Origin of the sequence: Pseudomonas cavernicola (assembly GCF_003596405.1) — a bacterium.
Taxonomy (GTDB): Bacteria; Pseudomonadota; Gammaproteobacteria; order Pseudomonadales; family Pseudomonadaceae; genus Aquipseudomonas; species Aquipseudomonas cavernicola.
In genome coordinates this window covers 408,209-434,159 of the sequence record NZ_QYUR01000002.1, presented here as the reverse complement: position 1 = coordinate 434,159, position 25,951 = coordinate 408,209, and the positions used below count along the sequence as shown (strand labels likewise).

The window sequence follows — 25,951 nt, the reverse complement described above, 5'->3', positions numbered from 1 at the left end:
CTGGCCTGTCGAAATAAACAGCCACCACTTCTTCGCCTCGCGAAGTCACCCACTTGGGATAGCGCCCCAGTGGGGCGGTATCCCTCTAACAGAGGAGAACCGCAATCCATCGAACCTCCCTGGATGCCTGGCTTTTTTCAGTGACGTCTGGAGATGAAACCCGCAAAATGTAAACAAGTACCCTCGCATCAGGGGTTGCGTTTACAGAATACCCAGCCAGGAGATTGTTATGACTATCTATTCCTTTGATTCACATGGGGATTCAAGGTTGTTAACAGTTTTTTGGTATGCACAACCGTTCTGATCGACTGGGTTAGTCGGATCTCATGCGTATGCGCCTGATGCTACTGGGCGGTGGTAATGCTCTTGGGCAGGCGCTAATTCGCCTGGGCGCCGAGGAAGACATTGGCTTCCTCGCGCCGCGCCCGCCAGAAGGGGGCTGGGATGCCGCCAGCCTGACCCAGTTGCTCGATGAAACCCGCCCCGATGCGGTGATCAATCTCGCCTACTACTTCGACTGGTTCCAGGCCGAAGTGGTCAGCGAAGAGCGCTTTATGGCCCAGGAACGGGCGGTCGAGCGCTTGGCTGAGCTGTGTCAGCATCACGCTATTCGCCTGTTGCAACCGTCCAGCTATAGGGTATTCGACGGCTCGCGTGCCACTGCCTACAGCGAGAAGGAAGAGCAGGTTCCGCTCGGGCTGCGTGGGCAAGCGCTCTGGCGGATCGAGCAGAGTGTGCGCGCGGCTTGTCCGCGGCACGTGTTACTGCGCTTCGGCTGGTTGCTCGACGACAGCGTCGATGGCCTGCTCGGGCGCTTTCTCACCCGCGCCGAGCAGGATACCGAGTTGTTTCTGGCGGACGACCGGCGTGGTAACCCGACTCCGGTCGATGATGCCGCGCGGGTGATTATCGCCGTGTTGAAGCAGTTGGACTGTCTGGCGCCGCTGTGGGGCACTTACCACTATGGTGGCTACGAGGCGACCACCTCGTTGGCGCTGGGCCAGGCCATCCTGGCCGAGGCCCGTGCCTTCCGGCGCTTGCAGGTAGAAGAGATCGGCCCGCAGGCACATGCGGCCCGCCCAGATGCCGCCGATGAGCCGCAGCATGCGGTACTGGCCTGCAAGAAAATTCTACATACCTTCGGCATCAAGCCGCGCGCTTGGCGGGCTGGGCTGCCGAGCCTTCTGGATCGTTATTATCGTCATGTCTGATTCGCCTATCCTGGTCACCGGAGGAGCCGGCTTTATCGGCTCACATCTGGTCGATGCGCTGCTCGCCAAGGGCTATGCCGTGCGTGTGCTAGATAATCTGTCGAGTGGCAAACCGGGCAATCTGCCGCTGGAGAACCCGAGGCTGGAGCTGATCGTCGGTGACGTCGCCGATGCCGCGCTGGTGCTGCGGGCGGTCGCCGGCTGCCAGGCGGTGGCGCATCTGGCGGCGGTGGCCTCGGTGCAGGCCTCGGTAGACGACCCGGTCAGCACTCACCAGAGCAACTTCGTCGGCACCCTGAATGTTTGCGAGGCGATGCGCCAGCACGGCGTCAAACGAGTGTTGTTCGCCTCCAGCGCTGCGGTGTACGGCAACAATGGTGAAGGCCTGGCGATCGATGAAGACACGCCGAAGGCACCGCTGACGCCTTACGCGGTGGACAAGCTGGGCAGTGAGCAGTACTTGGATTTCTACCGTCGCCAGCATGGCCTGGAGCCGGCGATCTTTCGTTTTTTCAATATCTTCGGGCCGCGCCAGGATCCGTCCTCGCCCTATTCCGGGGTGATTAGCATCTTTATCGAGCGTGCGCAGCAGGGCTTGCCGATCACGGTGTTTGGCGATGGCGAGCAGACTCGCGACTTTGTCTATGTCGGTGATCTGGTCGGGCTGCTGTTGCGGGCGCTGGAGTTGCCGGTGCTCGAGGTGGGCGCGGCGAACGTCGGTTTGAACCGTGCCACCAGCCTCAACCAGCTGTTGGCCGAGATCGCCGGAGTGCTCGGCGGCCTGCCGCAAGTTACCTATGTAGCGGCGCGTGCCGGTGATATTCGTCATTCGCGGGCGAACAATCAGCGCCTGCTGAGCCGCTACGGCTTCCCCGAACCGACGCCGATGGCGATGGGGCTGGCGCAGCTGTTGGCGCATTGAGGCGCGAAACGGTTGTGCGGCCCGCCTGACGGATACGAAAAAGGCGCCGGTAGGCGCCTTTTTGCTGGGGCTGGGACCCACGCTTAGAACTTGTAGCCGAGACCGACCATATACACCCATGGGTCGACGTCGACATCAACCTTCACCTTGTCGCCAGCGAGGTATGTGGTGCCGGTAGTTTCAATGTCGATATAGCGCACTTGGGCGTTGAGCATGATGTTGTCAGTCAGCATGTAGTCCATGCCCACCTGGCCGGCGAGGCCCCAGGAGTCCTTCATGTCCAGGCCGCGGAAGCCTTTGCTTTCTGCTTCGCTGCTCAGCTTGTCATCGAAGAACCAGGTGTAATTGATGCCGAGCCCGACGTAGGGTTGGAAGGCAGAAGCACTGTCCAGCGGATAGTAAACAGCACTCAGGGTTGGCGGCAGGTGCTTGATTTCACCCAACTTGCCGTTCAGGCCAGCAAAGGCACCGGGCATGCCTTTCACGCCGACGTCATGGTTGAAGGGCGTGGCGGCCAGCAATTCAATACCGACATGGTTGGTCAGCATATAGGCGAAGTTCAGGCCCAGCTGGGTATCGCTGTCGAGTGTGGCCTTGCTGCCTGCGACCTTGCCGAGGACGGCATGATCGATGTTGCCGCTGTCTTCGTGCGGGTCGACGGTTATGGCGCCGGCGCGAACGATGATGTCGCCGGTCTGGTAGGCCATGGCCAAGGGGCTGGCAAGGGCTAGTGCGAGCAGCGGCGCGGCAAAGAGAGGCTTGTGCATAGAGGGCTCCTTAACATTGAACTGATTGGCTGGGTTCAATGTTAAGGAGCGCCTACGGAGCCATCTTGATCCAGAGCAATGCTTGCCGAGTCTGCGCAGTAGAAAGGCGCTGGCAGATAGCAAAAGGCCCGGCTTAGTCCGGGCCTTTTGCTTCTCGAGATTGCTTGGCGTTAGCTGTCGGGCATCTCGTAGGGATAGATCTTGCTGGCGACCATCTGGTAACCGGCCTCCGCCAGTTCGCTGCTGCTGGCTTGCACCTGCAACGGGCCTTCGATCCAGAACGGTTGATACAGCGCATCCATTAGCACGCCCAGTTCGCTGGTGACGTGGACAATTTGGTTGGGCGGTGGTGGTGGCACATGGATGCAGGCGCCGAAATAAGGCACCAGGAGAAACTCGGTGACGCGGCCTTCTTCAGTGACATCCAGCGGCACGATGTAGCCGGGAAGTTTCACTTCCTGGCCATCCAGGGCTTTGACCACCGGTGCGGCAGGCGACTGTTGTTTCGCCGCCGGAGCGGATTCGGCAGCCAAGGCATCGGCCAGCTGCGAGAGGTCATGGATCGGCGCTTGCGATGGGGCCGCCGCCGGCGCGTCCGCCGGAATCAATTCGGACCAGGTCAGCTCGCGCACCTCCGCCGCTCCGACGTGGAGGGGCAGGAACGGAGTAGCCAGCAACAGCGCAAGGGTGAGTGAGCGGCGCAACATCAAGCGATCCTCATAAGCGTATGGACAGGCCGTCGGCCAGCGACTGCCGATAGGCGCGCCAGGCCGGTACACAGCCCATCAGTAGGGCGGCGGCCAGAATAGCGCCGAGCAGCGTCCACTCATAGCGACTCGGCAGCGCCAGCGGTAGATAAAGGCCGTAATTGGCCTGCACATAGCCTTGGGCGCCGGCGATGCCGGCGTAGAGCAGCAGCGTGCCGAGCAGCACGCCGGAGAAGGCCAGGGCAAACGCCTCCAGCACTAGCAGACTGGCAATATGCCAAGGCCGCGCGCCAACTGAACGGAGGATCGCCATCTCGCGGCGACGCTCATTCAGGCTGGTCAGAATTGCCGTGAGCATGCCAATCAGCCCGGTGATCACCACGAACAGCGAGACCACGAACAACGCTTTCTCCGCAGTACCCATCAGGCTCCACAACTCTTGTAGGGCTACACCTGGCAGGATCGCCAGCAGCGGCTCGCCGCGAAATTCATTGATCTCGCGCTGCACGGTGAAGGTGGCGATCTTGCTGTTCAGTCCGAGCATGAATGCGGTGATGGCTTGTGGGGTCAGATCCATACTGCGCGTCTGCTCGGCGCTGATCCGCCCGGCACCCTGCGCCGGCATGCCGGCCTTCCAGTCGATATGCAGCGCCTGCATGCCGCCCAGGCTGATATGCAGAGTGCGATCTACCGGGGTGCCGGTGCGCTGGAGGATGCCGACCACGGTGAAGGGTTTGTCATCGTGTTTGACCAGGCTCACCGTCGCCACACCGTGGGCCAGTACGATCTGCTCGCCAAGTCGGTACTTGAGCGCGTCGGCCACTTCGGCGCCGAGGACCACCTCGAATGGGTCGCTCGCGAAAGCCCGGCCCTGCGCCAGTTGCAGGGCTTGCCCGCGGCCGTAGTGGTAGTGCTCGAAGTAGGCCGCGCTGGTGCCCATCACCCGGTAGCCGCGATGGGAGTCGCCGAGGGACATCGGAATTGCCCACTTCACCCGCGGGCTGTGGGCGAAATGCTCGAAGCTGTCCCAGCGAATATTGTTGGTGGCGTTACCGATACGGAACACCGAATACAGCAGCAGGTTGATCGAGCCCGAGCGGGCGCCGACGATCAGGTCGGTGCCGCTGATGGTGCTGGCGAAGCTGGCGCGCGCTTCGGTGCGCACTCGCTCGACGGCCAGCAGCAGGCAGACCGAGAGGGCGATGGCGAACACGGTGAGCAAGGCGGTAAAGCGGCGATTAGCCAGGCTGGCCATGGCCAGACGAAACAGATACATCTCAGGCCTCCGCGGGCTGACGGGCGCGATTGAGTTCCGCCAGGGACAGGTGGCGATCGAACAGCGGCGCCAGACTCTGATCGTGGCTGACGAACAACAGGCTGGCGCCGGCCTCGCGGCATTCGGCGAACAGCAGCTGGAGGAAGGCTTCGCGGGCATCAGCATCCAGCGCCGAGGTGGGTTCGTCGGCGATCACCAGTTCGGGCTGGCCAATCAGCGCGCGGGCGGCGGCAACCCGCTGCTGCTGACCGATGGACAGTTCATCGGCGCGGCGTGCCAGCAGGCTCGGATCTTTCAAGCCAAGGTGTGCGAGTAAGGTCGCGGCGGCTTGATCGACGCTGCCGTGGCGCTGCTTGGCGCGGCGGGCGCGGAGTTTGGAGAAGTGGCAGGGCAGCTCGACGTTCTCGCGTACCGAGAGAAACGGCAGCAGGTTGAACTGCTGAAAGATGTAGCCTGTGTGATCGACGCGAAAGTGATCGCGCGCACCAGCGGACAGCGCGGTCAGCTCCTGCCCGAGCAGGCGGATGCTGCCGCGAATGGGCTTCTGCACGCCGCCGAGCAGGCCGAGCAGGGTGGTCTTGCCGCTGCCGCTAGGGCCTTTGAGGAACAGGGTCTCCCCATGCTCCAGGCGGAACCCCGGAATGTCCAGAAGCTCCGCGTGGCCGGGCCAGGCGAAGCCGAGATCGGAAAGCGCTATCAGTGCTGGGGTCATAAATAAGCGGTCGGGTTACCCCGGCCGATCTGCTGCAATTCAGGAATTGAGCATTAAGAAAATGCAATACAGGCTCTGCATCGCCATACCCGCCAGAGCGGGAGTGGCGATTGATTTGGGCTTTTCTTAAGCATCTCAGTCTAAAAGAACGGCGCCTTTAAAAACTCAGCGTGGCGTTTTCTGCCGTGGCTTCCACACCTTGCTGGCCCTGTGGGCCGATCAGTTGTACCTGAATTTTGTGGGTGGAGGGGAAGCGTTTGAAGACTTCGCGCAAGTCGAGGGTTTTCAACGCCGCCGGCTCGTTGCAGGTGAACTGATAGCGCGCGTGAATCTCGCTGTGCTGATCGTCGTGCTCGTGCTCGTGCTCGTGCTCCGCAGCTTCACCTTTGGCGTGCTCGTCGTGGTCATGCTCATGCTCGGTATCCGGCTTGTCGCCGAACAGCGGGCTTTCCAGTTCTTGTTTGGCCACTGTGCAACCGGCGGCGGCTGGCAGGCTGAACAGGGTCAGTGGCTGTTCCAGCTCGGCACGGGCGGCGGCGACTTTGGCTTGGTCGGCCGTACTCTTGGCTGCATGTTCAAAGCCGAGCAGATTCATCGCTGGGCTTTCCAGCTCCAGCTCCAGCGTCTTGCCATCCAGCGCCGCATTCAGGTGGCCGACACCATGCTCGTGGGCGCCCAGGCTGGCGTGCTCCTCATGTTCGTGTTCATCGCCTTGGGCGTGAGCGATGGCCAGGGGCAGCAGGGCAAAAGGTAGAGCGAGCAGCAGGCGGCGCATGGACATTCTCCGGGCGGGCAAAGCGAAGCGTTAAAGCTGTTACGTTATAACAACTTTTCTGCGCTGGCTAGCCTGCTTGGCGGCGCGCGATGCGCGTGGGAGCATGACGGCAGTGAATTCGAGGGTATTGTCATGCTGCGCATTCGTGGACAGATCGGCGAGTGGCCGGTCGATCTGACGCTGGAATTGGATGATGAGGACTGGGCGCGTCTGGCGGCTCAGCTACCGGGTAAAGTCGCAGTCGCTGCGCCGTCCAGCGCGCCGGAGGTGCAGGGCGAGGGGTTCTGGCCGACGGCGCAGGAGTTGCTGCGCAACGCCGGGCAAATGGAAGGGCCGGACCTTTTGGCTGAGCTGCAAACCCTGACCGGCAGCGCCGCAGCCAGCAAGCGCCTGCTGGTGCGTCTGCGACACAGCCCGCTGGTACAGCTGGAAAGCGGCAAGGATGCGCCGCTGTATCGCTGGGTGGGGTAGGGCTCTCAGGCTCGCCTCGCCTGTGTGCTGCGGTCTCGCCGCGCCAAGCTTGGGCGGATCAATACAGCGCTTGGTACAACTTGCGCCGGTAGAGGGTGACCAGCGGATGCTCGTTACCCAGCAGGTCGAACACTTGCAGCAAGGTCTTGTGCGGCAGGCCATCGGCGTAGCTGCGGTTGCGGATGAAGAGGCGCAGCAAACCGTCGAGTGCCGGCTCGTATTGCTGACGTGCCAGCTGTTGCACGGCCAGCTGATAAATCGCTTCATCATCTTCGGCGTTTTGCGCCAGGCGCGTTTTCAAGCTGGCGACTTCCGGCAGATCGGCGGCTTGGCGCAGGAAGGTCAGTTGTGCACGGGCGCTGGCGAGGGCATGTTTGTGCTCATCGCTTTTCACCGCATTCAACGCAGCCTCTGCTTCGCCTAATTCGCCACGTTCGGCCAGGCAGCGCGCATACAGAATCAGCGCGGCGGGCTTTTCGCTGCCTTCGCTCAGCAGTTGTTTCAGCAGGCTTTCGGCGTCGCCGATGCGGCCTTCGGCGAATAGCGCCTGGGCGCTTTCCAGCGGGTCGGCAGCGGGCGGCGGCGGAGCCTGGACGTGCGGCTCGAGGATCGCGCGGATCGCCGATTCCGGCTGGGCGCCGGTGAAACCATCGATCGGCTGACCATCTTTGAACAGCACTACGGTCGGCAGGCTGCGGATGCCGAAACGGGCGACGATGTCTGGCTCGAGATCGCAATTGACCTTGGCCAGCAGCAACTCGCCGCGGTAACCCTCGGTGATCTGCGCCAGCAGCGGCATCAGTGCCTTGCAGGGCGCGCACCAGTCGGCCCAGAAATCCACCAATACCGGTTTGTGAAAGGAGTTCTGGATTACCAGTTGGTCGAAGTTGGCCGTGCTGACGTCAAAGATGTAGGGCGTGTCCTGGCTCATCGGAATTCTCGAAAACGCGGAAAGGGGGGCGAAAGGGCGCTCATTCACTGAATGGCTGCAACTGATAAGTATGGTTGCACTATAAGTGCGGATTCAGTGGCGCGAAAGCCAGCGCTTCAGTTGCGCGAAGCGTGATACAGGCTGACATGACGGAATTCGGCGGGCTCTGCCAGATCCGGCCAAGTGCAAGCTTCGACGATATCCAGGCGCTGATACAGCGGGTGCTGAAAGTCGCGTACTCGCGAGTCAGCCACCAGCGCGTGCTTGCCGCGAGTGAGGAACTGATCCAGCAGCGGCAGGTTGGCGCGGTCGTAGAGTACGTCGGCGACGATGATCAGGTCGAAGCGGTCGGCCTCGGCAAAGAAGTCCAGCGAGTAGCTCAGTTCCACACCGTTCAGTTCGGCATTCGCCCGGCAGGCCGCGATGGCCAATGGGTCCAGATCGCAGGCCACCACTTCGGCGGCACCGGCCTTGGCGGCAGCAATCGCCGCGACGCCGGAGCCAGCGCCGAAATCCAGCACGCGTTCGCCGCGCACCCATTCCGGGCGCTCGGCCAGCCAGCGCGCGAGCACCAGGCCGCTGGCCCAGCAAAAACTCCAGTATGGCGGTTCTTCGAGAATGCGTCGGGTTTCCTCGGGGCTGAAGGCGCGATCCATGTTGGCGGCGTCGATGAGCCAGAGTTTAAGCGTGGTGCCGGGCAAGGTTTCGGCGACTAACTGGGCATCGCCAAGCAGTTCGCTGAGGGCCGCTTGCAACATGATGGGCGCCTTCATGGTGCGGCTACGAAGCGCAGTTCGCCGAGCGCCTGGCTGGTCGCGGACTGAATGCGTAGCGGCCGCAGGCGCAAGATCAATTGTGCCGAGCGGCTAACTCTTCCGCGCAATTCGACGCGCGCGCCGGGCGGGAAAGACTCGGGGTTGAAGCGCAGGCTGAAGCGCAGCGTCGCGCCATTACCGCTCAGCGTGATATTGCCGAGCAGGCGCTGTGGGCGGTTACGTTCATCGATGATGAGCAGTGCCAGTTCCACATCGCCGCCGGCCGGTACATTGAGCAGGCTGCCGGTCAGTTCTCGCAGGTGGGCCGGCACTGGTGTAGGCGCGGCGGCCGCCTTGGGGAAGGCTGGTGCTTGCAGCGGCGCGGCCGGCTCACCCGCGCAGGCGGCGAGCAGGCTAAGGGCGGTGAGCAGAGCAAGCGGGCGCAGCAGCATGGGTGGTTCCGTCACGACAAGAACAATTAAAGTGCGGGCGCCTATATACCGTAAAGCACGCGGCTTGTCTTGCCAGTGGGATGCGCTACCATGGGCTTCCTTTTTTCTGCTGCCTGCCATTTATGCATTGTCCCTTCTGCGGTGCCAATGACACCAAGGTTATTGACTCGCGATTGGTCGCCGAGGGCGAGCAAGTGCGCCGTCGGCGCGAATGCCTGGCCTGCGAAGAGCGCTTCACCACCTTCGAAACCGCTGAACTGGTGATGCCGCGCCTGATCAAACAGGACGGCAGCCGCCAGCCTTTCGACGAAGACAAGTTGCGCGCCGGCATGCAGCGTGCGCTGGAGAAGCGCCCGGTCAGTATCGAACGTCTGGAAGCGGCGATCGCCCATATCAAGCACAAGCTGCGTGCTACCGGCGAGCGCGAGATCAAGTCGCGGGTGCTCGGTGAGTTGGTGATGGGCGAGTTGCAAAAGCTCGATGAAGTCGCCTATATCCGCTTCGCCTCGGTGTACCGGCGCTTTCAGGATCTCAACGAGTTCCGTGAGGAGATCGACCGGCTGTCCCGCGAGCCGGCGCAAGACTGAGTATGCCGAATTCCGATCCGGGTGCTCTCGACCCTAAATTCATGGCCCGTGCCCTCGAACTGGCCCGCAAAGGCCTGTATTCCACCCATCCGAACCCGCGGGTCGGCTGCGTGATCGTGCTCGACGGGCAGATTGTCGGCGAGGGCTGGCATGCCCGCGCCGGCGAGCCGCATGCGGAAGTGCATGCCTTGCGCCAGGCGGGTGCCAGAGCCCGTGGTGCCACCGCCTATGTCACCCTGGAACCCTGCAGCCATCACGGGCGTACGCCACCCTGTGCGGATGCACTGGTGGATGCCGGTATCGCGCGGGTGGTGGCGGCCATGCAGGATCCCAATCCGGAGGTCTCTGGGCGTGGCCTGCAGCGGCTGATGCAGGCTGGCATCGCGGTGCAGAGCGGCGTGCTGGAAAGCGAAGCGCGGGCGCTGAATGCCGGCTTTATCAAGCGGATGGAGCATGGCCTGCCATTCGTGCGGGTGAAGCTGGCGATGAGCCTGGACGGGCGCACCGCCATGGCCAGCGGTGAGAGCCAGTGGATTACCGGCCCCGCAGCGCGTGCCGCAGTGCAGCGCCTGCGCGCCCGCGCCAGCGTGGTGCTGACCGGTGCCGATACCGTATTAACCGATGCGGCGCGCTTGACCGTGCGCCCGGATGAGCTGGGCCTGAATGCGGAATTGACCGCGCTGGCCATGACCCGCCCGCCGTTGCGGGTGCTGGTCGACGGGCGGCTGCGCGTGCCGCTGACGGCACCGTTTTATCAGGTCGGCGCCGCCTTGGTGGCGACCTGTGCGGCGGCTGAGGCGCGGGATCGTTTCCTCGAGCAGGGCCACGAGTTACTGGCCATGCCGGGCAGCAATGGGCATGTCGATCTGCGCAAGCTGCTCACCGAGTTGGCTGCGCGCGGGGTCAATGAAGTGCTGGTGGAAGCCGGTCCGCGCCTGGCCGGGGCATTCGCCCAGGCCGGGCTGGTGGATGAATATCAGCTATTCGTCGCCGCCAAGTTTCTCGGCTCGAGTGCGCGGCCCTTGCTCGATCTACCTTTGGCTCGGATGGCCGAGGCGACACCGTTGAAAATCATCGAGATGCGTGCGGTGGGCGACGACTGGCGGATCATAGCCGTGCCGCAAGGTAAAACGCCCGAGAGCCAGCGTTAGGGATGCGCTAAGCCGGTGACTGTGGTAAAACGCGCCCCAGTCATGCAGATGGCTGTAGCGTTCTCAGGGCGGGGTGCGATTCCCCACCGGCGGTAATTGCGCGCAATGCGCATAGCCCGCGAGCGCTTGCCGCAGTCCTTATTCAGGTGGGCGGCAAGGTCAGCAGACCCGGTGTGATTCCGGGGCCGACGGTCATAGTCCGGATAAAGAGAGAACGGGATTGCCTGCCTGGGCGCCGGTACTGTGCGCTTGCAAAATCCCCTTCGATCCAACACGCCCTGTTTTTCATAAACAGGAGTTCGTATTGATGTCTTATTCTGTGCAAACGGCCCGCGCCGCGCTGGCGCGCCATGGCCTGAAGCAGGTTCGGGAGGTCCCATGTTCACCGGCATAATCGAAGCCCTCGGCACCATCCGCGCGTTCAGCCCGAAAGGCGGCGATGTGCGCGTCTATGTCGAGACCGGCAAGCTGGATCTGAGCGACGTCAAGCTGGGTGACAGCATCGCAGTAAACGGTGTGTGCCTGACCGCAGTGGAGTTGCCAGGTGATGGCTTTTGGGCCGACGTCAGTCGCGAAACCCTGGCCTGCAGCGCGTTCATCGACCTCAAGGCTGGCAGCAAGGTCAACCTGGAGAAGGCCTTGACCCCGAGCAGCCGCTTGGGCGGTCATCTGGTCAGTGGTCATGTCGATGGTGTCGGTGAGGTGGTGTCCCGCGAGGACAACGCCCGCGCGGTGCAGTTTCGTATCCGTGCACCGCGTGAACTGGCCAAATACATCGCCCTCAAGGGCTCGATCACTGTCGACGGCACCAGCCTGACGGTGAACGCCGTGAATGGCGCCGAGTTCGAGCTGACCATCGTGCCGCACACCCTGGGTGAAACCATCATGGCCGACTACCGGGCAGGAAGGCAGGTCAACCTCGAAGTGGATTTGCTGGCACGTTATCTGGAGCGCTTGTTGCTTGGCGACAAGGCTGCCGAACCCAAGGCCTCGGGCCTGACTGAAAGCTTTCTGGCCGAAAACGGCTACCTCAAACATTGAATTGAAGGGACGCCCCATGGCTCTCAATAGTATTGAAGAACTGCTTGAAGACATCCGTCAGGGCAAGATGGTCATCCTCATGGATGACGAGGATCGCGAGAATGAAGGCGACCTGATCATCGCCTCCGAGTGCGTACGGGCCGAGCACATCAACTTCATGGCCAAGCATGCTCGTGGTCTGATTTGCATGCCGATGAGTCGCGAGCGCTGCGAGTTGCTCAAGCTGCCGCTGATGGCACCGCGCAATGGCTCCGGTTTCGGCACCAAGTTCACCGTCTCGATCGAGGCGGCGGAAGGGGTCACCACCGGCATCTCGGCCGCCGACCGGGCGCGAACCGTGCAGGCCGCGGCGGCACCCGGCGCGAAAGCGGAAGACATCGTCAGCCCCGGGCATATCTTCCCGTTGATGGCCCAGCCCGGTGGCGTGCTGGCGCGTGCTGGGCATACCGAGGCGGCCTGTGATCTGGCGCGGATGGGCGGTTTCGAGCCATCCGGGGTGATCTGCGAAATCATGAACGACGACGGCACCATGTCCCGGCGTACCGAGCTCGAGGCGTTTGCCGCCGAGCACGGGATCAAGATCGGCACCATCGCCGACCTGATTCACTACCGTCTGATCCACGAGCGCACGGTCGAGCGCATCGCCGAGCAGCCGCTGGACAGCGAGCTAGGCCACTTCAACCTGGTCACTTACCGTGACTCGGTGGAAAACGATGTGCACATGGCGCTGACCCTAGGCAAGATCTGCCCGGATGAGCCGACCCTGGTGCGCGTGCACAACATGGAGCCGCTGCGCGACCTGTTCATGGTCAAACAGCCGGGCCGTTGGAGCCTGCGTGCGGCCATGGCCAAGGTGGCGGAGGCTGGTAGCGGTGTGGTGCTGTTGTTGGGCAATCCGCTGACCGGCCCGGACTTGTTGGCGCACCTGGAGCGCCAGTTGGGTAGCGAGTCGAAGATTACCAATCCGACCACTTACAGCACGGTCGGTGCCGGCTCGCAGATTCTGCGTGACCTCGGCGTGCGCAAGATGCGCCTGATGAGCTCGCCAATGAAGTTCAACGCGATATCCGGTTTCGACCTGGAGGTAGTAGAATATCTGCCCTCTGAATAAAGGCCGCGTGAAAACTACTGCGCATCGGTGATGCTGCGTTAAAAACAGGCTCGGAATGCTCATTGACTGCAGTCAACTCCGCTTCCTCGCCTGTTTTTGCCTTGCCTGACCTTCGCTCGCACGTTTTCACACAGCCTGTTAACAGCCCGATGGGATGCGGATTCGCGCCCAGGGTTTTTCAATATAGATTTGCTCTTTCACGACGAGAACGCCCCATGACCCTGAAGACCATCGAAGGTACTTTCATCGCCCCCAAAGGCCGCTATGCCCTGGTGGTCGGCCGCTTCAACAGCTTCGTGGTTGAAAGCCTGGTGAGCGGCGCCGTTGATGCGCTGGTTCGTCACGGCGTGAGCGAAAGCGACATCACCATCATCCGCGCGCCGGGTGCCTTCGAGATTCCATTGGTCGCCCAGAAAATCGCTCAGCGCAGCGAATACGACGCGATCATTGCCTTGGGCGCGGTCATTCGTGGCGGCACGCCGCACTTTGAATACGTTGCCGGTGAATGCACCAAGGGGCTGGCCCAAGTGTCCATGGAGTTCGGTGTGCCGGTGGCATTCGGCGTATTGACCGTCGACTCCATCGAGCAGGCTATCGAGCGTTCCGGCACCAAAGCGGGCAACAAAGGCGCCGAAGCTGCACTCTCCGCCCTGGAAATGGTCAGCCTGCTGGCGCAGTTGGAGGCCAAGTGATTAACGACGAAGACGACACCTTCAACCCGCCGGCCGAGAAAGGTCCTAACGCCCCGACCGGTAAGATTGCGGCACGCCGTCAGGCCCGCAGCTTGGCCATGCAAGCCTTGTATCAGTGGCAGCTAGCCGGTCAGGCGATCAACGAAATCGAAGCGCAGTTTCGCGTCGACAACGATTTCACCGCGGTGGATGGTGCGTACTTCCGGGAAATCCTGCACGGCGTACCGGCGCATAAGACCGAGATCGACGAGGCCTTCGCGCCTTGCCTGGATCGTCCGCTGGAAGAGCTCGACCCGGTTGAACTGGCGATTCTGCGCCTGTCGACCTTCGAGATGCTCAAACGCGTGGATGTACCGTACCGCGTGGTGATCAACGAAGGCATCGAGTTGGCGAAAGTCTTTGGCGCTACCGACGGACACAAGTTCGTCAATGGTGTGCTGGACAAGTTGGCGCCGCGCCTGCGCGAAGCTGAAGTCCGCAGCAACAAGCGCTAACCCGTGTTCAGCCAGCCACGTGGGTGAATTCGAGCTGATCCGTCACTACTTCGCTGCTGCGCCCTGTGCGCAGGTTGGCGAAGGCGTGGTGCAGGGCATTGGCGATGACTGTGCCCTGTTGGCCGTGCCGGCGGGCGAACAGCTGGCGATTTCCACCGACACCCTGGTTGCCGGGGTGCACTTCCCCGATCCTTGTGATCCTTTCCTATTGGGCCAGCGCGCGTTGGCGGTAGCGGCCAGTGATCTGGCGGCGATGGGTGCCACGCCTATCGGTTTCACCCTGGCCTTGACCTTGCCGCACGCCGAACCCGTTTGGCTGGAAGGTTTTGCTCGCGGCCTCAACCGTATGGCGCAAGGCTGTGGCCTGACGCTGCTGGGTGGCGATACGACCCGTGGCCCGCTGAGTTTGACCCTGACCGTGTTCGGCCGGGTGCCGGCCGGTCAGGCGCTGACGCGCAAAGGCGCTCAGCCGGGTGAGCTGCTCTGTGTCGGCGGGCCGCTGGGGGATGGCGCGGCGGCTTTGCCGCTGGTGCTCGGTCAGCAGCAGGAGGCGCCGGAGATCGCAGCGCCGCTGCTGGCGCGCTATTGGTCGCCCGAGCCGCAGCTGAGCTTGGGGCTGGCTTTGCGCGGTAAGGCCTCGGCTGCGCTGGATGTTTCCGACGGCCTGTTGGCGGACTGCGGGCATATCGCCACGGCCTCCGGCGTCGCGTTGCGGGTCGAACGGGATAAGTTGCCGTTGTCCTCGGCCGTGCGGGCGTTGCTCGATGAGGCCGCGGCTTGGCAGTGTGCGCTCAGTGGCGGCGATGACTACGTACTGGCCTTCACCTTGCCGGCGGAACACCTGTCGGCATTGCAGGCAGACGGTTGGCCGATCCAGGTGATTGGCCGGGTCGAAGAGGGGCAGGGGGTGCAGCTAGTGGACAGGGCAGGCCAGGCCATCACCCCGCCGGCGCGGGGCTATCAACATTTTGGGAGTGGCGGTGACTGATTCCATCAGCAAGGCGCCGCCTTCGGTCTGGCGCAATCCCTGGCATTTCCTCGCTTTTGGCTTCGGCTCCGGCACCTTGCCGAAAGCGCCGGGCACCTGGGGTTCACTGGTGGCGCTGCCATTTATCCCACTGTGGCAGTTGCTGCCGGACTGGGGCTATTGGTTGATGCTCGGGGTAACCATGCTGTTCGGCTTCTGGCTGTGCGGCAGGGTCGCACAAGACCTCGGGGTGCATGACCACGAGGGCATTGTCTGGGATGAAATGGTCGGCATGTGGATCACCCTCTGGCTGGTGCCAGAAGGCTGGCAGTGGCTACTGCTAGGTTTTCTGGTGTTCCGCTTTTTCGACATTATCAAACCCTGGCCGATTCACTGGATCGATCGGCATGTGCATGGCGGCGTGGGCATCATGCTGGATGACGTGCTGGCCGGAGTTTTCGCCTGGCTGACGATGCAATTTGCGGTTTGGGGCTGGCTCTGGGTTCGGGGCTAGCCTGAGGGAGCGGTTTATGCGTGGCTTCTGGTTGGCTCTACTGTTCTGCGCCCAAGGGCTGTTTGCGGTTCAGGCTGAGCCGGCTTTACCCCCTGAAATTCGCCTGGCCAGCGAGGTCTGGAATGGCCACACCCAGGCCGATGGTCAGGGGCTAGCCTGGGACATCCTGCGCGCGGTGTTCGAGCCCGCAGGGGTCAAGCTGCAGATTCGCAGCGTGCCCTATACCCGTTCGATTGGTTTGGTGCAGCGCGGTGAGGCGGATGCCTGGCTCGGCTCTTACCTGAACGAGGTTCAGGAGGGCGTGTTCTATCCGCACAGGCCCTATGATGCCGATCAGATCAGCGCCCTCAGCCGCGCCGACAGTCCAGAGGTCGACTTGGCGACGCTCGGGAATTTTCGACTGGCCTGGATGCGCGGCTATGCGTACCAAAAGTATTTGCCGACCTTGACCGACTTCCAGGAAATTTATCGGCGCGACGGTATCCTCTCGATGTTGGCCATGGGGCACATGGATTTCTATATCGATGCGCGCACCGAGGTGGATGACGTGCTTGGCGGGGCTGCCGATAAGTCCGCTTACCGCGTCACTGATCTCACCCGCTTGCCGCTTTACCTGGGCTTCGCCGATACCCCGAACGGGCACGCGCTGGCCGGGCTGTTTGATCGGCGCATGGCTCAGTTGGTAAAAAACGGTAGTCTGCGCCGGGTGTTCGCCCGTTGGCAGCAACCCTATCCCTTCTAATGATTAAGAGAAGCTCGATGCGTCGCCTTAACCTGCTTGCTGCTGTGTTGCTGGTCGCTGCCAATCTGCTCTCCGCCCCTGCGCTCTGGGCCGCGCCTCAAGTGCAGGTGGTCGGCCTGTTCCCGGGGGCCGCGGTGCTGAATGTCGATGGCCAGCGCAAGCTGGTGAAAGTCGGCCAGACCGGCCCGGGCGGAGTGATGGTTGTCAGCGCCAACAGTCACGGCGCGGTATTGCGGGTGGATGGCGTGGAGCGCGCCTATAGCCTCAGTCGCGAATACAGCGAAGGCTTTGCCGCGCCGACTAAGACGCAGTTGAGCATCGCCAAAGGCATCGGTGGGCACTACTGGGTGGCCGGCTCGATCGGTGGTCAGCCGGTGCAGTTTCTGGTCGATACCGGCGCCACCTCCATCGCGCTGAACGATGCCCAGGCCAAGCGCCTGGGGATTGATTATCGGATGGAGGGCCAGCCGATGATGGTCAGCACCGCCAGCGGCACGGCCAAGGCCTGGCGCATCAAGCTCGACCGGGTCAAGGTCGGTGCCCTGGAATTACTCGGGGTGGAGGCCGCGGTGATGGAAGGCGATGCGCCGACCGAGGCGTTGCTCGGCATGAGCTTCCTCAATCGTGTGAGTTGGCGCGAGGAGCAGGGCGTGCTGATTCTCGAATCCAAACTGTAAAGGGTTCCCTGGCGATGGGTCATTCTCCGAGCCGCCGGACATTCCTCCTGGCCGCAGCCGCGCTTCCTTTTGCCAGCGCCTGGGCCGCTGCCAGGCCCGATGCCGCATCGGCTCACCTGCAGCTCCAGCAACTCGAACGCGCCTTCAACGGTCGCCTTGGTCTGTTCGCATTGAACACAGGCCATGGCGCGCAGCTTGGTTACCGCGCCACCGAGCGTTTTCCCGTGTGCAGCACGTTCAAGGTGCTGCTGGCCGCGGCCATTCTGCAGCGCAGTACGCAGACGCCAGGGCTCATGCAGCAGCGCATCCAGTACATTAAGCGCGATCTGGTCAGCTATTCGCCGATCAGCGAAAAACACCTCGAAACCGGCATGACGGTCGCCGAGCTGTGTGCGGCGGCGGTCCAGTACAGCGACAACACCGCCTCCAATCTGTTGATGAAGTTGCTGGGCGGCCCGGCTGGCGTTACGGCTTACGCGCGCTCGATTGGCGATGCTGAATTCCGTCTCGACCGCTGGGAAACCGACCTCAACACCGCGATACCCGGCGACCCCCGCGACACCTCAACCCCCGAGGCCATGGGGCGCAGCGTGCAACGGCTGGCGCTGGGCGACGCGCTGCAGGCCCCGCAGCGCGAGCAGTTGCAGACCTGGTTGCGCGGCAACACCACCGGTGCCACTCGCATTCGCGCCGGCGTTCCCTCTGCGTGGCAAGTCGGCGATAAAACCGGTACCGGTGACTACGGCACGACCAACGACATCGCCGTGCTCTGGCCGCCGCAACGGGCGCCCGTGGTGGTGGCTGTCTACGTGACGCAACAGGCGCAGGATGCCAAAGCGCGCAATGACGTGGTGGCCTCTGCCGCGCGGATTGTCGTCGGCTGGCTTGGCTGAATCGTTCTATCGATCAACCTCTTTGATCTTTATGGCCAGCAATTCAGGCTGACCGGCGAGTAGAGGCTGCTGTTACAATGCCGCCCTCGCGAATTTTCCGCCCTCTTATTTACAGGAGCATCCGGTGCCTGTCGTCTTCGTCGCCGCCTCCCAGCTACCTACCCCTTTCGCAGTGTTCACCATGCATGGCTTTCGCGAGGAGGCCACCGGGCGTGAACATGTAGCGCTCACTCTGGGCGACGTAGCGGATGGTGCGCCGGTACTCGGCCGTCTGCACTCCGAGTGTCTGACCGGTGATGCGCTGTTCAGCTTGCGCTGCGATTGCGGCTTTCAGCTGGAGGCCGCGCTGCGCGCCATCGCCAAAGAAGGCCGCGGCGTACTGCTCTATCTGCGTCAGGAAGGTCGGGGGATTGGCTTGCTGAACAAAATCCGCGCCTATGAGTTGCAAGATGGTGGCGCCGATACCGTCGAGGCCAATGAGCGCCTGGGTTTTGGTGCTGATCAGCGCGACTACGGCATTTGCCTGCCGATGCTCAAGCACTTGGGGATCAGCTCGCTAAAGTTGATGACCAATAATCCGCGCAAACTGAAGGCGTTGGCCGACATGGGTATTCCGGTCGCCGAGCGCATGCCGCTGCAGATCGAGCACAACCCGCACAACAAGCACTACCTCGCGACCAAGGCCGGCAAGCTCGGCCATCTGCTGGGCAACCAGCACCAGGGCGAGGTCGAGGAAAGTCTGTGACCCGCAGTGAAGTGCGGCGTCGGCTGGCCCTGGTTTGGTGGCATCAGTTGGCTCTGACCCTGGCGCCGCTGTTGGTTCTCAACCTGTTGTTCGGTGCCGGCAAGACGGTTTCAGTGCTGGCGATGCCGCTGTTCATTGCCGGGCTGGCCTCGATGTTCGTCAGTCTGCCGCTGTTCAGCGCCTACAAACGCGCGCTGATCGCCACCGAAAAAGCCCTCGATACACCAGCCGAGCCCGATGCCTGGCAGGAGCTGGCGAATCGGCGGCGCCTGGCGTTTCTCGGTGCCGGGCTGCCGGCCTGGATCGCGGCGCTCGCGGTGTTCGCTGGGCTGGAGGCGATCCCGTTGATCCTGCTGGCGCTGTCCAGTCTGGTGCTGTCGTATCTCTACCGCATTCCTCGCCAACTCGGCTGATGCGCCCGCTGCTAGCCTGTTTGCTACTGGCGCTGGCTTGGCCGGCGGCAGCGTTCGAACGGGTGGTCAGCCTGGCGCCGTCCCTTAGTGAAATCATGCTGGAGCTGGATGCCGCAGGCCTGCTGGTCGGCGTGCTGGATGGTGGCGAGCGTCCGGCCGCGCTGGCGCATCTGCCCTCGGTCGGGCGTTATGGCCAGCTTGAATTGGAAAGCCTGCTGGCGCTCAAGCCTGACCTGCTCCTGCTCTGGCCGGACAGCGTCAGCGCCAGCCAGCGCGAGCAGCTAAAACGCTTCGGCATTGCGCTGTATGAAGCCGAACCGCACAGCCTGGAGGAGCTCGGCCAACAAGTGCTTGAACTCGGTCACCGTCTCGATCGTGCGCAGCGTGCCGAGCAGTTGGCGGCAGGCTTCCAGGCGCGCCTGAGCGAACTGCGTCAGCGTTATCGGCGCGCAGTGCCGCTGCGGGTGTTCTATCAGATCTGGGATACGCCGCTCTATACCATCGGTAGCCGGCAGATCATCGGCGATGCGCTGCGTGTTTGTGGCGCCGAGAACGTGTTCGACGATTTGCCACTGCCGGCGCCGCAGGTCAGTGTCGAGGCAGTGCTGGCGCGTGATCCGCAGGTGATTCTACTCAGCTCGCCGGGTCTGGCCGCCGCGTGGCAAGCCTGGCCACAACTGACGGCGGTGCAACGTCGACAAGTCTGGGTGATTCCGGATAAGGGCCTGGAGCGGCCCAGCTTGCAGATGTTGGATGCGACGGAAAAACTCTGCCAACAGCTGAGTCGCGTCCCGTAGATACTCTGTTGGACGTCAAGCTTCAGCCAGATGGATTTTGCTGAATAGCTTGCTGGAGTCGAAGGGTTCGCCCAGTTGGATGCAAGCCCAAAGCCCGGTCAGGTACTTGCGCATGACGGCGCACACGGCCTGTATTTTCTTTTTGCCACGGCGTTGTAGGGACAGGTAGAAGGCCTTGGCGTTTGGGTCATGTCGTACCGCGCTCAGTGCCGGCATGTAGAGGGCGCTTCGTAGATAGGCATTACCCGCCTTGCTCAGCCGTGAAGCCTTATTGACGCTACTGCCCGATTGGCACAGGCGGATATCTAGCCCGGCATAGCGACTGACTTGCGGCGCCTTCAGATGCTGGGGCAGGACACTGAGTTCAGCCAGTAACGCAATAGCACTGGCAACGCCAACACCTTTGGCTGCCAGCAGATGCTGAAACTGACTGTTCAACACGGCGTCCTCGGCAATCAGGCGCTGTGCAGCGTTGCTGAGTCGCTCGATGCGCTGATCCAGCCTCTCGACCGCTTCAACTTCGTCTTCAATCAGCAGCGCCAGCGTGTCACGTTTGGAGCGCAAGGCGTGCAGGCGGTTCTTGGCTTGTGTACGGGTCGCGGTCAGCCGATTGATTTGTCGGCCGATGTCACGCAGCGCCATACGGAGGGTATCCGGCGCAGTCCAAGGGGCTGGCGTCATCCGCTCGGCGTACTCGGCCAGGAGGGCCGCGTCTAGCGGGTCGGTCTTGCTTTGCGCCAACTTGAGTTGGGCAAAGTGGTGGAAGCTTTTGGGGTTGATGACAGACACGACGATCCCGGCCTTGCTCAAGGCAACGGCCAAGTCCAAGTAGTAAACGCCGGTGGCCTCCATCACGACTTGGACGGCTTTTAGCGCTTTAATCCGCTCCACCGCCTGGGCGTGACCCTCGGGCGTTTGCTGGATGTCCAGCTTGCCCCGCGTGCGACCACCCTTTCGCCATGCCAAGACAACTGTCTTGGCACCCACATCCACACCGACAAATACGCTCATTGTTTTCATCTCGCCCGGCATTTGAGCAACAATAGCTACCGGTTCCCCGACCTCGCACTTCTTGCCGCTGCAACCTTGTGATGCGAAGTCCACCTCAATGAGCTGGCTTCCGGATACTCCACGCGGTGGGCAATGAGGCGGGGGGCCGATCTACGGACGAGGTTGAGTGTGAACTCACCTCCAGGTTGGAACGGCCTCCCCAGTAACTGCTTCTCTGCGTCAAGCGCAGGGCCTGAAAGGCTAACCCGGTTGACGGAAAACAACATACAAGGTTGGCGCTGAACGCAGTGATGCCCAACAAGGAGTCGCCTCGCGACTCCCTATACAACCGGCCCCGAGTTTGACCGCCCGGCCTTGCAGGCCGGTTGTTGGGCATCGCCTTCGGCTCAGCACCAACCTACAGTTTTGCGCAGCATCGCAAGCAAACGACTGTCCCGTAGGTTGGCGCTGAGCGCAGCGATGCCCAACAAGGAGTCGCCCTGCGACTCCCTATACAACCGGCCCCGAGTTTGACCGCCCGGCCTTGCAGGCCGGTTGTTGGGCATCGCCTTCGCTCAGCACCAACCTACGCTTACAGGTTCGGTGTCCAGGTGAAGCCGAACAGTAGCGCTCGACCTTCTTCCTGGTAGGCGTAGTTCACCCGCTGATAGGCATAGAGGGCACGGCTGTAATCCTTGTCCAGGGCATTGCTCAGTTTCAAATCCAGCGTTACTTCGTCGCTGGCCTGCCAACTGCCGCGCAGTCCGAGTAGGCCATAGCCGGCGATGCGTCGGGTGTTGCCGACATCGTCGTAGCTCGAATTGATGGCCTGCCATGTGGCGCCGACACCGAAGGCGCCGAACTGGCGGTCCAGATCCAGGCTCAGCGTACGGCGAGCTCGGCGCGGTAGGGTATGTCCGCTTTCCGTGTCGCGTGGGTCGAGCAGGCTGGCATTGGCCGAGGCGCGCCAACCCAGCACATTGCGTTCGAGGCTGAGCTCGAGCCCCTGCAGGCGCGCGGTGTTGAGGTTGACCGCACGGTAGATGTAGTTGATCGGGTCGTAGAGCTCGGTGCTGATCAGGTCGCGTACCTCGTTGCGATAGGCCGCCAGGCTCCAGCGCGTATCCCAATGCTCACCACGCAGCTGCACCTCGTAGTTGCGCGAATGCTCGGGTTCGAGATCCGGATTGCCGATGTAGCCATTGCCGTCGTTGGGCCAATACAGCTCGTTGAAGGTCGGCGCGCGGAAGCCCTCGCTGTAGGAGGCGATCAGGTCGATAGCGGAGTCAGCCAGCGGCACGGTCACGGCGGTGTTCCAGCTGTTCTGGCTGCCGAACTGCTGGTTTTGGTCATGCCGCAGGCCCAGTTCGGTGGAGAAAAGCTCGCCCTGGAAACGGTGCTGGATGAACGCGGCCTGGTTCCAGCGGCTTTGCTGGTCGAAGGCGGTGGTGCTGTGCAGTTGGTCCTCATACCAGTCGGCGCCGAGCAGCAGGCTGTGGCTGTCGTTCAACTGGAGGGTGTTGAGCCAGCTCGCCGAGTCGCGGTAGGTGTTGAACACGTTGTGTTCGTCGCTCAGCTTGTCCTGGCTTTGCTGGCGGTTTTCGCTGTGGCCGAGTTCCAGGCGGCTGTTCCAGGCATCACTGAGCTGGGCATCGACGAAGCCGGAAGCGGCGCTCAGGGTGAAGTCGCTGGAGGGCTGCTGTGGAAAACTCTGGAAGGTGGCCATGTCGAAGCGGCCAAAAGGGTTGTCGAATTCGCTGCGGCCACGCTGGTCCAGTACGCTGAGCCCGGTCTCCAGCTGTTCATTGAGCTGATGGCTGAGATTGAAGCTCAGCGCCTTGTTGCGGTAAGCATCGTGATCCGCGTCGGAGTCGAAGGAGGGCCCTGTGCGGTCGATGCCGGCGGTTTCGTCGAGGCTGGTGTTGAGGCTGAAACGGGTCTGCTGATCGCCACCGGCAAGCCCCAGGCTGCGCTCCCAAGTGTTGTTGCTACCGGCGCCCAGATGCAGACGCGGCTGCAGACCCTGCTCGCCGCGGCGGGTGAAAATCTGGATCACTCCGCCGATGGCATCGCTACCGTACAGCGCGGAGCGCGAGCCGCGTACCACTTCGACGCGCTCGATCTGCTCAATGCTGAGGTATTGCAGGCTGGCGCCGCCATCGGATGCCGAGCCAATGCGTTGGCCATCCACCAGCACCAGGCTCTGCGTATTGCCCGTGCCGCGGATCAAAACTGAGGCAGTGCTGCCGCGGCCACCGTTCTGCACGACTTGTACGCCGGGCACGCGGGTCAGCAGTTCGGTGATCGAGCTGGGTTGCAGGCGGTCGATATCTTCGCGCGTGAAGACGCTGGTTGCCGCAGTGGCTTTGCTCAGTGGTTCGGCCACACGACCCGAGGTGATCACCAGCGGCGGGAGTTTCAGCGCATCGCCAGGTTCGCTGAATTCTTCGGCCTGGCTGGTCAGCGGTAAGAGCACCGCAGCCAGGGCGAGACGGGACAACTTCATTAATAAAGCCTCAAAAGTACTTAGAAAACTTTTGAGGAGGGCAGGGACAAGCGCAGGCGTGGAATGGCCGGGATGAGCTGGCGCCTGCGCTTGACGATGATGCCCTCCGCAACACCAGTCACATCCACCAGGGCCGGTCTCCGGGCTCTCGACCGAAAGCGAACTTTCCTGCCCGATCGCCTTCCCAGGAAAATCCCAGTGGCATCTTGATCTGGCATGCAGCGCAAAGGCTGTGATCGATTACCGTTGCGGGGGCAGCGCCGGGATTGCTCGTGATACGAGCGCACCGGCTTCCCGTTTAAGGCCTGACAGGATCAGGCGCACCTCGGCGGAACTCGCAGGCTGTTGAGAAACTACTGCGCTCGGATATGCTGCGTTGAAAGCAGGCTCAGAATGCTCATTTACGCACAGTAAACTGCGCCTCTTCGCCTGATTGACTCGCTGCGCTCACCCTAGCGGGCCAGCCTTTGGCTGTTACTCCGCTTCGCTGCGTTGCGCCTTGCCTGTCCTTCGCTCGCTACGCTTCTCAGCAGCCTGCTAAAACGCCGCGCACCTTAATGCGCGGTGGTCACCAGCACAAGCGAAAGCCCGGTGGGTTAGCGTGAGCCAGCTTCAAGTTGCGCCAGGCGGGTGCGCACGGACGCTTCGATGCCGGCGGCATCCAGGCCGCATTCGGCGAGCATGGCCGCCGGTTTGGCGTGCTCGACGTAATAGTCGGGGAGGCCCAGATGCAGGATCGGCTGCAGCAGGTTCTCACGGGCGAGGAATTCGCTGACGGCCGCACCGGCACCGCCCATCACCGAGTTCTCTTCGATGGTCACCAGCAGCTCGTGGCTGGCCGCCAATTGGCGTACCAGCGCCTCATCCAGCGGTTTGACGAAGCGCATGTCGACCACCGTGGCATCCAGGTTCGCGCCGACTACCAGGGCGTCGGCCAGCTGTACGCCGAACACCAGCAAGGCGACTTTCTGGCCTTGCCGCCGCACCAGGCCCTTGCCGATTTCGAGTGGTTCGAGTGCCTGCTCGATCACTGCGTTCGGGCCGCTGCCGCGCGGGTAGCGCACCGCCGCCGGGCCTTGGAACAGATAACCGGTGGTGAGCATCTTGCGCAGTTCGTTCTCGTCGCTCGGGGTCATCACCAGAATGCCGGGGATGCAGCGCAGGTAGGAGAGGTCGAAGCTGCCGGCGTGGGTCGGGCCGTCTTCACCGACCAGACCGGCGCGGTCGATGGCGAACAGCACGTCGAGGTGCTGCACCGCCACATCGTGAATCAGTTGGTCATAACCGCGCTGGAGGAAGGTCGAATAGATCGCCACCACCGGTTTGGCGCCTTCGCAGGCCATGCCGGCGGCGAGGGTCACGGCGTGTTGCTCGGCAATCGCGACGTCGAAGTAGCGCTGCGGGAAGCGCTCGCTGAAGGCCACCAGATCAGAGCCTTCCTTCATCGCCGGAGTGATGCCGGTCAGGCGCGGGTCCGTCTCGGCCATGTCGCACAGCCACTGGCCGAACACGCTGGAGTATTTCGGCCCGGCGGCCTGCTTGGGAACAGAGAGGGCGGCGCTGGCCGGAGCGTTAATCGGCTCCAGCTTGGTGATCGCGTGATAGCCAATCGGGTCCAGCTCGGCCGGGGCGAAGCCTTTGCCCTTTTTGGTGATCACATGGAGGAACTGCGGGCCTTCCAGGTCGCGCATATTGCGCAGCGTGGTGATCAAGGTCGGCAGGTCGTGGCCGTCGATCGGGCCGATGTAGTTCCAGCCCAGTTCCTCGAACAGGGTGCCGGGAACCAGCATGCCTTTGGCGTGTTCTTCGGTCTTGCGGGCGATTTCCCAGGCGCCGGGCAGGCGTGACAGCACCTTCTTGCTGCCCTCGCGCATGCTCGCGTAGGTGCGGCTGGAGAGGATTTTCGCCAGGTAGTTCGACAGGCCGCCGACGTTGTGCGAGATCGACATGTCGTTGTCGTTGAGCACCACCAGCATGTTGGCTTTGACGTCCGAGGCATGGTTCAGCGCCTCGAAGGCCATGCCCGCGGTCAGCGCGCCGTCACCGATCACTGCCACCGATTTGCGCTTGCTGCCTTGCAGTTGCGCGGCGATGGCCATGCCTAAGGCGGCGCTGATCGAGGTGCTGGAGTGGCCGACGCCGAAGGTGTCGTACTCGCTCTCGCTGCGCCGGGGGAAGGCGGCGATGCCGTCCTTCTGGCGTAGCGTGGTCATCTGCTGGCGGCGGCCGGTGAGGATCTTGTGCGGGTAGGCCTGGTGGCCGACATCCCATACCAGACGATCTTCCGGGGTATCGAAGACATAGTGCAGCGCGATGGTCAGCTCGACCACGCCGAGGCCGGCACCGAAATGCCCGCCGGTCTGCCCGACCGTGTAGAGCAGCTCTTGGCGCAGTTCGTCGGCGAGCGTCTCCAGCTCCGCCTCGCCCAGCCGGCGCAACCCGGCCGGCATCTCTGCGCGGTCGAGCAGAGGCGTTACGGGGCGTTCGCGGGGAATCTCGTGAAACGTCGTGGGCATCAGGCAGATCGTTATAGGTATAAAAGATGCGGCAGTTTACCCGAATCGCCGCAAGCTACCCAAGTTGGCCGTCGCCCTAAGACGAGGAGTGAGGATTACTGCGCTAACGCTGAGTTGTCGTTCAGTGCAATTTAGT

The 25,951-nt window shown here is 62.6% G+C and carries 28 protein-coding genes and 2 riboswitches; of the genes, 17 read left to right on the top strand and 11 right to left on the bottom strand.

Annotated features, from left to right (window positions below; translation table 11 throughout):
• Window positions 1-326: 326 nt before the first annotated feature.
• The gene (locus tag D3879_RS02330) at window positions 327-1,211 is read left to right on the top strand and encodes a sugar nucleotide-binding protein (protein WP_119952522.1); all 885 of its coding nucleotides are present in this window, start codon (window positions 327-329) and stop codon (window positions 1,209-1,211) included.
• On the top strand, window positions 1,204-2,133 hold the full coding sequence (locus tag D3879_RS02325; RefSeq protein ID WP_119952521.1) for an NAD-dependent epimerase/dehydratase family protein: 930 nt from the start codon (window positions 1,204-1,206) through the stop codon (window positions 2,131-2,133). Before D3879_RS02330 ends, D3879_RS02325 begins: the two co-directional genes overlap by 8 nt.
• An 83-nt stretch (window positions 2,134-2,216) precedes the next feature.
• On the opposite strand, the gene D3879_RS02320 is transcribed toward D3879_RS02325, so the two are convergent.
• From D3879_RS02320 to D3879_RS02300, 5 genes are all read right to left on the bottom strand, one after another.
• The gene (locus D3879_RS02320; protein WP_119952520.1) at window positions 2,217-2,900 is read right to left on the bottom strand and encodes an OmpW/AlkL family protein; all 684 of its coding nucleotides are present in this window, start codon (window positions 2,898-2,900) and stop codon (window positions 2,217-2,219) included.
• Window positions 2,901-3,070: 170 nt separating this feature from the next.
• Window positions 3,071-3,607: a DUF3299 domain-containing protein gene (locus D3879_RS02315; protein ID WP_177412347.1), complete on the bottom strand. Its 537-nt coding sequence runs from the start codon at window positions 3,605-3,607 to the stop codon at window positions 3,071-3,073.
• 10 nt (window positions 3,608-3,617) lie between these two features.
• A complete protein-coding gene (locus tag D3879_RS02310; protein WP_119952519.1) occupies window positions 3,618-4,883 on the bottom strand; it encodes an ABC transporter permease in 1,266 nt (421 codons plus the stop codon).
• Window position 4,884: 1 nt separating this feature from the next.
• Window positions 4,885-5,595 carry an ABC transporter ATP-binding protein gene (locus D3879_RS02305; RefSeq protein ID WP_119952518.1) on the bottom strand — a complete coding sequence of 237 codons (711 nt, stop codon included), beginning with the start codon at window positions 5,593-5,595 and terminating at the stop codon, window positions 4,885-4,887.
• 157 nt (window positions 5,596-5,752) lie between these two features.
• Window positions 5,753-6,370 (bottom strand): DUF2796 domain-containing protein, encoded by a 618-nt coding sequence (locus tag D3879_RS02300; RefSeq protein WP_119952517.1) that lies wholly within the window; start codon window positions 6,368-6,370, stop codon window positions 5,753-5,755.
• A 132-nt stretch (window positions 6,371-6,502) separates the two neighbouring features.
• Between D3879_RS02300 and D3879_RS02295 the strand changes: the two genes are divergently transcribed.
• A complete protein-coding gene (locus tag D3879_RS02295; protein WP_119952516.1) occupies window positions 6,503-6,841 on the top strand; it encodes a hypothetical protein in 339 nt (112 codons plus the stop codon).
• A 58-nt stretch (window positions 6,842-6,899) separates the two neighbouring features.
• On the opposite strand, the gene trxA is transcribed toward D3879_RS02295, so the two are convergent.
• The 3 genes from trxA to D3879_RS02280 all read right to left on the bottom strand — a co-directional run bounded on the left by trxA (window position 6,900) and on the right by D3879_RS02280 (window position 8,979).
• Window positions 6,900-7,772, bottom strand: coding sequence for a thioredoxin (trxA, locus tag D3879_RS02290; protein WP_119952515.1), 873 nt, complete (start codon window positions 7,770-7,772; stop codon window positions 6,900-6,902).
• Window positions 7,773-7,888: 116 nt separating this feature from the next.
• Window positions 7,889-8,545 (bottom strand): class I SAM-dependent methyltransferase, encoded by a 657-nt coding sequence (locus D3879_RS02285; RefSeq protein WP_119952514.1) that lies wholly within the window; start codon window positions 8,543-8,545, stop codon window positions 7,889-7,891.
• On the bottom strand, window positions 8,542-8,979 hold the full coding sequence (locus D3879_RS02280) for a hypothetical protein (RefSeq protein ID WP_119952513.1): 438 nt from the start codon (window positions 8,977-8,979) through the stop codon (window positions 8,542-8,544). The genes D3879_RS02285 and D3879_RS02280 overlap by 4 nt, the downstream gene beginning before the upstream one ends.
• A 122-nt stretch (window positions 8,980-9,101) precedes the next feature.
• Here D3879_RS02280 and nrdR point away from each other — a divergent pair, with 122 nt between their 5' ends.
• The 14 genes from nrdR (at window position 9,102) to D3879_RS02205 (ending at window position 19,803) form a co-directional block, all read left to right on the top strand.
• A complete protein-coding gene (gene nrdR, locus D3879_RS02275; RefSeq protein WP_119954862.1) occupies window positions 9,102-9,566 on the top strand; it encodes a transcriptional regulator NrdR in 465 nt (154 codons plus the stop codon).
• Between the two features lie 2 nt (window positions 9,567-9,568).
• Window positions 9,569-10,717, top strand: coding sequence for a bifunctional diaminohydroxyphosphoribosylaminopyrimidine deaminase/5-amino-6-(5-phosphoribosylamino)uracil reductase RibD (gene ribD / locus D3879_RS02270; protein WP_119952512.1), 1,149 nt, complete (start codon window positions 9,569-9,571; stop codon window positions 10,715-10,717).
• Between the two features lie 55 nt (window positions 10,718-10,772).
• Window positions 10,773-10,937: riboswitch (FMN riboswitch) on the top strand.
• Between the two features lie 158 nt (window positions 10,938-11,095).
• Window positions 11,096-11,758, top strand: a complete 663-nt coding sequence (locus tag D3879_RS02265; RefSeq protein WP_119952511.1) for a riboflavin synthase — start codon at window positions 11,096-11,098, stop codon at window positions 11,756-11,758.
• Between the two features lie 16 nt (window positions 11,759-11,774).
• A complete protein-coding gene (ribBA, locus tag D3879_RS02260; RefSeq protein ID WP_119952510.1) occupies window positions 11,775-12,869 on the top strand; it encodes a bifunctional 3,4-dihydroxy-2-butanone-4-phosphate synthase/GTP cyclohydrolase II in 1,095 nt (364 codons plus the stop codon).
• Between the two features lie 215 nt (window positions 12,870-13,084).
• Complete coding sequence (gene ribH / locus D3879_RS02250) at window positions 13,085-13,561, top strand: 6,7-dimethyl-8-ribityllumazine synthase (protein ID WP_119952508.1); 477 nt, start codon at window positions 13,085-13,087, stop codon at window positions 13,559-13,561.
• A complete protein-coding gene (gene nusB / locus D3879_RS02245; protein WP_119952507.1) occupies window positions 13,558-14,055 on the top strand; it encodes a transcription antitermination factor NusB in 498 nt (165 codons plus the stop codon). The genes ribH and nusB overlap by 4 nt, the downstream gene beginning before the upstream one ends.
• Before the next feature lie 19 nt (window positions 14,056-14,074).
• Window positions 14,075-15,043: a thiamine-phosphate kinase gene (gene thiL, locus D3879_RS02240; protein ID WP_119952506.1), complete on the top strand. Its 969-nt coding sequence runs from the start codon at window positions 14,075-14,077 to the stop codon at window positions 15,041-15,043.
• Window positions 15,036-15,536: a phosphatidylglycerophosphatase A family protein gene (locus D3879_RS02235; RefSeq protein ID WP_238474193.1), complete on the top strand. Its 501-nt coding sequence runs from the start codon at window positions 15,036-15,038 to the stop codon at window positions 15,534-15,536. The genes thiL and D3879_RS02235 overlap by 8 nt, the downstream gene beginning before the upstream one ends.
• A 16-nt stretch (window positions 15,537-15,552) precedes the next feature.
• Complete coding sequence (locus D3879_RS02230) at window positions 15,553-16,278, top strand: substrate-binding periplasmic protein (protein ID WP_119952504.1); 726 nt, start codon at window positions 15,553-15,555, stop codon at window positions 16,276-16,278.
• Window positions 16,279-16,295: 17 nt separating this feature from the next.
• Entirely contained in the window at window positions 16,296-16,955 is a 660-nt protein-coding gene (locus tag D3879_RS02225; protein ID WP_119952503.1) for a retropepsin-like aspartic protease family protein, read from the top strand.
• Between the two features lie 14 nt (window positions 16,956-16,969).
• Entirely contained in the window at window positions 16,970-17,848 is an 879-nt protein-coding gene (gene bla / locus D3879_RS02220; RefSeq protein WP_119952502.1) for a class A beta-lactamase, read from the top strand.
• A gap of 124 nt (window positions 17,849-17,972) precedes the next feature.
• Window positions 17,973-18,593, top strand: a complete 621-nt coding sequence (gene ribA, locus D3879_RS02215; protein ID WP_119952501.1) for a GTP cyclohydrolase II — start codon at window positions 17,973-17,975, stop codon at window positions 18,591-18,593.
• Complete coding sequence (locus tag D3879_RS02210) at window positions 18,590-19,006, top strand: MFS transporter (protein WP_119952500.1); 417 nt, start codon at window positions 18,590-18,592, stop codon at window positions 19,004-19,006. The genes ribA and D3879_RS02210 overlap by 4 nt, the downstream gene beginning before the upstream one ends.
• Window positions 19,006-19,803: a cobalamin-binding protein gene (locus tag D3879_RS02205; RefSeq protein WP_119952499.1), complete on the top strand. Its 798-nt coding sequence runs from the start codon at window positions 19,006-19,008 to the stop codon at window positions 19,801-19,803. The genes D3879_RS02210 and D3879_RS02205 overlap by 1 nt, the downstream gene beginning before the upstream one ends.
• Before the next feature lie 15 nt (window positions 19,804-19,818).
• Here the strand turns inward: D3879_RS02205 and D3879_RS02200 are convergent, their stop codons facing one another.
• From D3879_RS02200 to dxs, 3 genes are all read right to left on the bottom strand, one after another.
• Window positions 19,819-20,814, bottom strand: coding sequence for an IS110 family RNA-guided transposase (locus D3879_RS02200; RefSeq protein WP_119952365.1), 996 nt, complete (start codon window positions 20,812-20,814; stop codon window positions 19,819-19,821).
• Between the two features lie 571 nt (window positions 20,815-21,385).
• On the bottom strand, window positions 21,386-23,299 hold the full coding sequence (locus D3879_RS02195) for a TonB-dependent receptor domain-containing protein (RefSeq protein WP_119952498.1): 1,914 nt from the start codon (window positions 23,297-23,299) through the stop codon (window positions 21,386-21,388).
• Window positions 23,300-23,413: 114 nt separating this feature from the next.
• A riboswitch (cobalamin riboswitch) is annotated at window positions 23,414-23,642 on the bottom strand.
• Between the two features lie 253 nt (window positions 23,643-23,895).
• On the bottom strand, window positions 23,896-25,815 hold the full coding sequence (dxs, locus tag D3879_RS02190; RefSeq protein WP_119952497.1) for a 1-deoxy-D-xylulose-5-phosphate synthase: 1,920 nt from the start codon (window positions 25,813-25,815) through the stop codon (window positions 23,896-23,898).
• Window positions 25,816-25,951 lie beyond the last annotated feature (136 nt).

What these genes read in the sequence shown, in the direction of transcription:
- D3879_RS02295 (WP_119952516.1), top strand. Translation starts at nt 6,503, where the DNA reads ATGCTGCGCATTCGTGGACAGATCGGCGAGTGGCCGGTCGATCTGACG.
- D3879_RS02265 (WP_119952511.1), top strand. Translation starts at nt 11,096, where the DNA reads ATGTTCACCGGCATAATCGAAGCCCTCGGCACCATCCGCGCGTTCAGC.
- D3879_RS02195 (WP_119952498.1), bottom strand. Translation starts at nt 23,299, where the DNA reads ATGAAGTTGTCCCGTCTCGCCCTGGCTGCGGTGCTCTTACCGCTGACC.
- ribH (WP_119952508.1), top strand. Translation starts at nt 13,085, where the DNA reads ATGACCCTGAAGACCATCGAAGGTACTTTCATCGCCCCCAAAGGCCGC.
- ribD (WP_119952512.1), top strand. Translation starts at nt 9,569, where the DNA reads ATGCCGAATTCCGATCCGGGTGCTCTCGACCCTAAATTCATGGCCCGT.
- D3879_RS02280 (WP_119952513.1), bottom strand. Translation starts at nt 8,979, where the DNA reads ATGCTGCTGCGCCCGCTTGCTCTGCTCACCGCCCTTAGCCTGCTCGCC.
- D3879_RS02315 (WP_177412347.1), bottom strand. Translation starts at nt 3,607, where the DNA reads ATGTTGCGCCGCTCACTCACCCTTGCGCTGTTGCTGGCTACTCCGTTC.
- D3879_RS02205 (WP_119952499.1), top strand. Translation starts at nt 19,006, where the DNA reads ATGCGCCCGCTGCTAGCCTGTTTGCTACTGGCGCTGGCTTGGCCGGCG.
- D3879_RS02300 (WP_119952517.1), bottom strand. Translation starts at nt 6,370, where the DNA reads ATGCGCCGCCTGCTGCTCGCTCTACCTTTTGCCCTGCTGCCCCTGGCC.
- D3879_RS02285 (WP_119952514.1), bottom strand. Translation starts at nt 8,545, where the DNA reads ATGAAGGCGCCCATCATGTTGCAAGCGGCCCTCAGCGAACTGCTTGGC.
- D3879_RS02200 (WP_119952365.1), bottom strand. Translation starts at nt 20,814, where the DNA reads ATGAGCGTATTTGTCGGTGTGGATGTGGGTGCCAAGACAGTTGTCTTG.
- D3879_RS02230 (WP_119952504.1), top strand. Translation starts at nt 15,553, where the DNA reads ATGCGTGGCTTCTGGTTGGCTCTACTGTTCTGCGCCCAAGGGCTGTTT.
- D3879_RS02310 (WP_119952519.1), bottom strand. Translation starts at nt 4,883, where the DNA reads ATGTATCTGTTTCGTCTGGCCATGGCCAGCCTGGCTAATCGCCGCTTT.
- D3879_RS02330 (WP_119952522.1), top strand. Translation starts at nt 327, where the DNA reads ATGCGTATGCGCCTGATGCTACTGGGCGGTGGTAATGCTCTTGGGCAG.
- trxA (WP_119952515.1), bottom strand. Translation starts at nt 7,772, where the DNA reads ATGAGCCAGGACACGCCCTACATCTTTGACGTCAGCACGGCCAACTTC.
- D3879_RS02225 (WP_119952503.1), top strand. Translation starts at nt 16,296, where the DNA reads ATGCGTCGCCTTAACCTGCTTGCTGCTGTGTTGCTGGTCGCTGCCAAT.
- ribBA (WP_119952510.1), top strand. Translation starts at nt 11,775, where the DNA reads ATGGCTCTCAATAGTATTGAAGAACTGCTTGAAGACATCCGTCAGGGC.
- bla (WP_119952502.1), top strand. Translation starts at nt 16,970, where the DNA reads ATGGGTCATTCTCCGAGCCGCCGGACATTCCTCCTGGCCGCAGCCGCG.
- dxs (WP_119952497.1), bottom strand. Translation starts at nt 25,815, where the DNA reads ATGCCCACGACGTTTCACGAGATTCCCCGCGAACGCCCCGTAACGCCT.
- D3879_RS02320 (WP_119952520.1), bottom strand. Translation starts at nt 2,900, where the DNA reads ATGCACAAGCCTCTCTTTGCCGCGCCGCTGCTCGCACTAGCCCTTGCC.
- nrdR (WP_119954862.1), top strand. Translation starts at nt 9,102, where the DNA reads ATGCATTGTCCCTTCTGCGGTGCCAATGACACCAAGGTTATTGACTCG.
- D3879_RS02325 (WP_119952521.1), top strand. Translation starts at nt 1,204, where the DNA reads ATGTCTGATTCGCCTATCCTGGTCACCGGAGGAGCCGGCTTTATCGGC.
- D3879_RS02305 (WP_119952518.1), bottom strand. Translation starts at nt 5,595, where the DNA reads ATGACCCCAGCACTGATAGCGCTTTCCGATCTCGGCTTCGCCTGGCCC.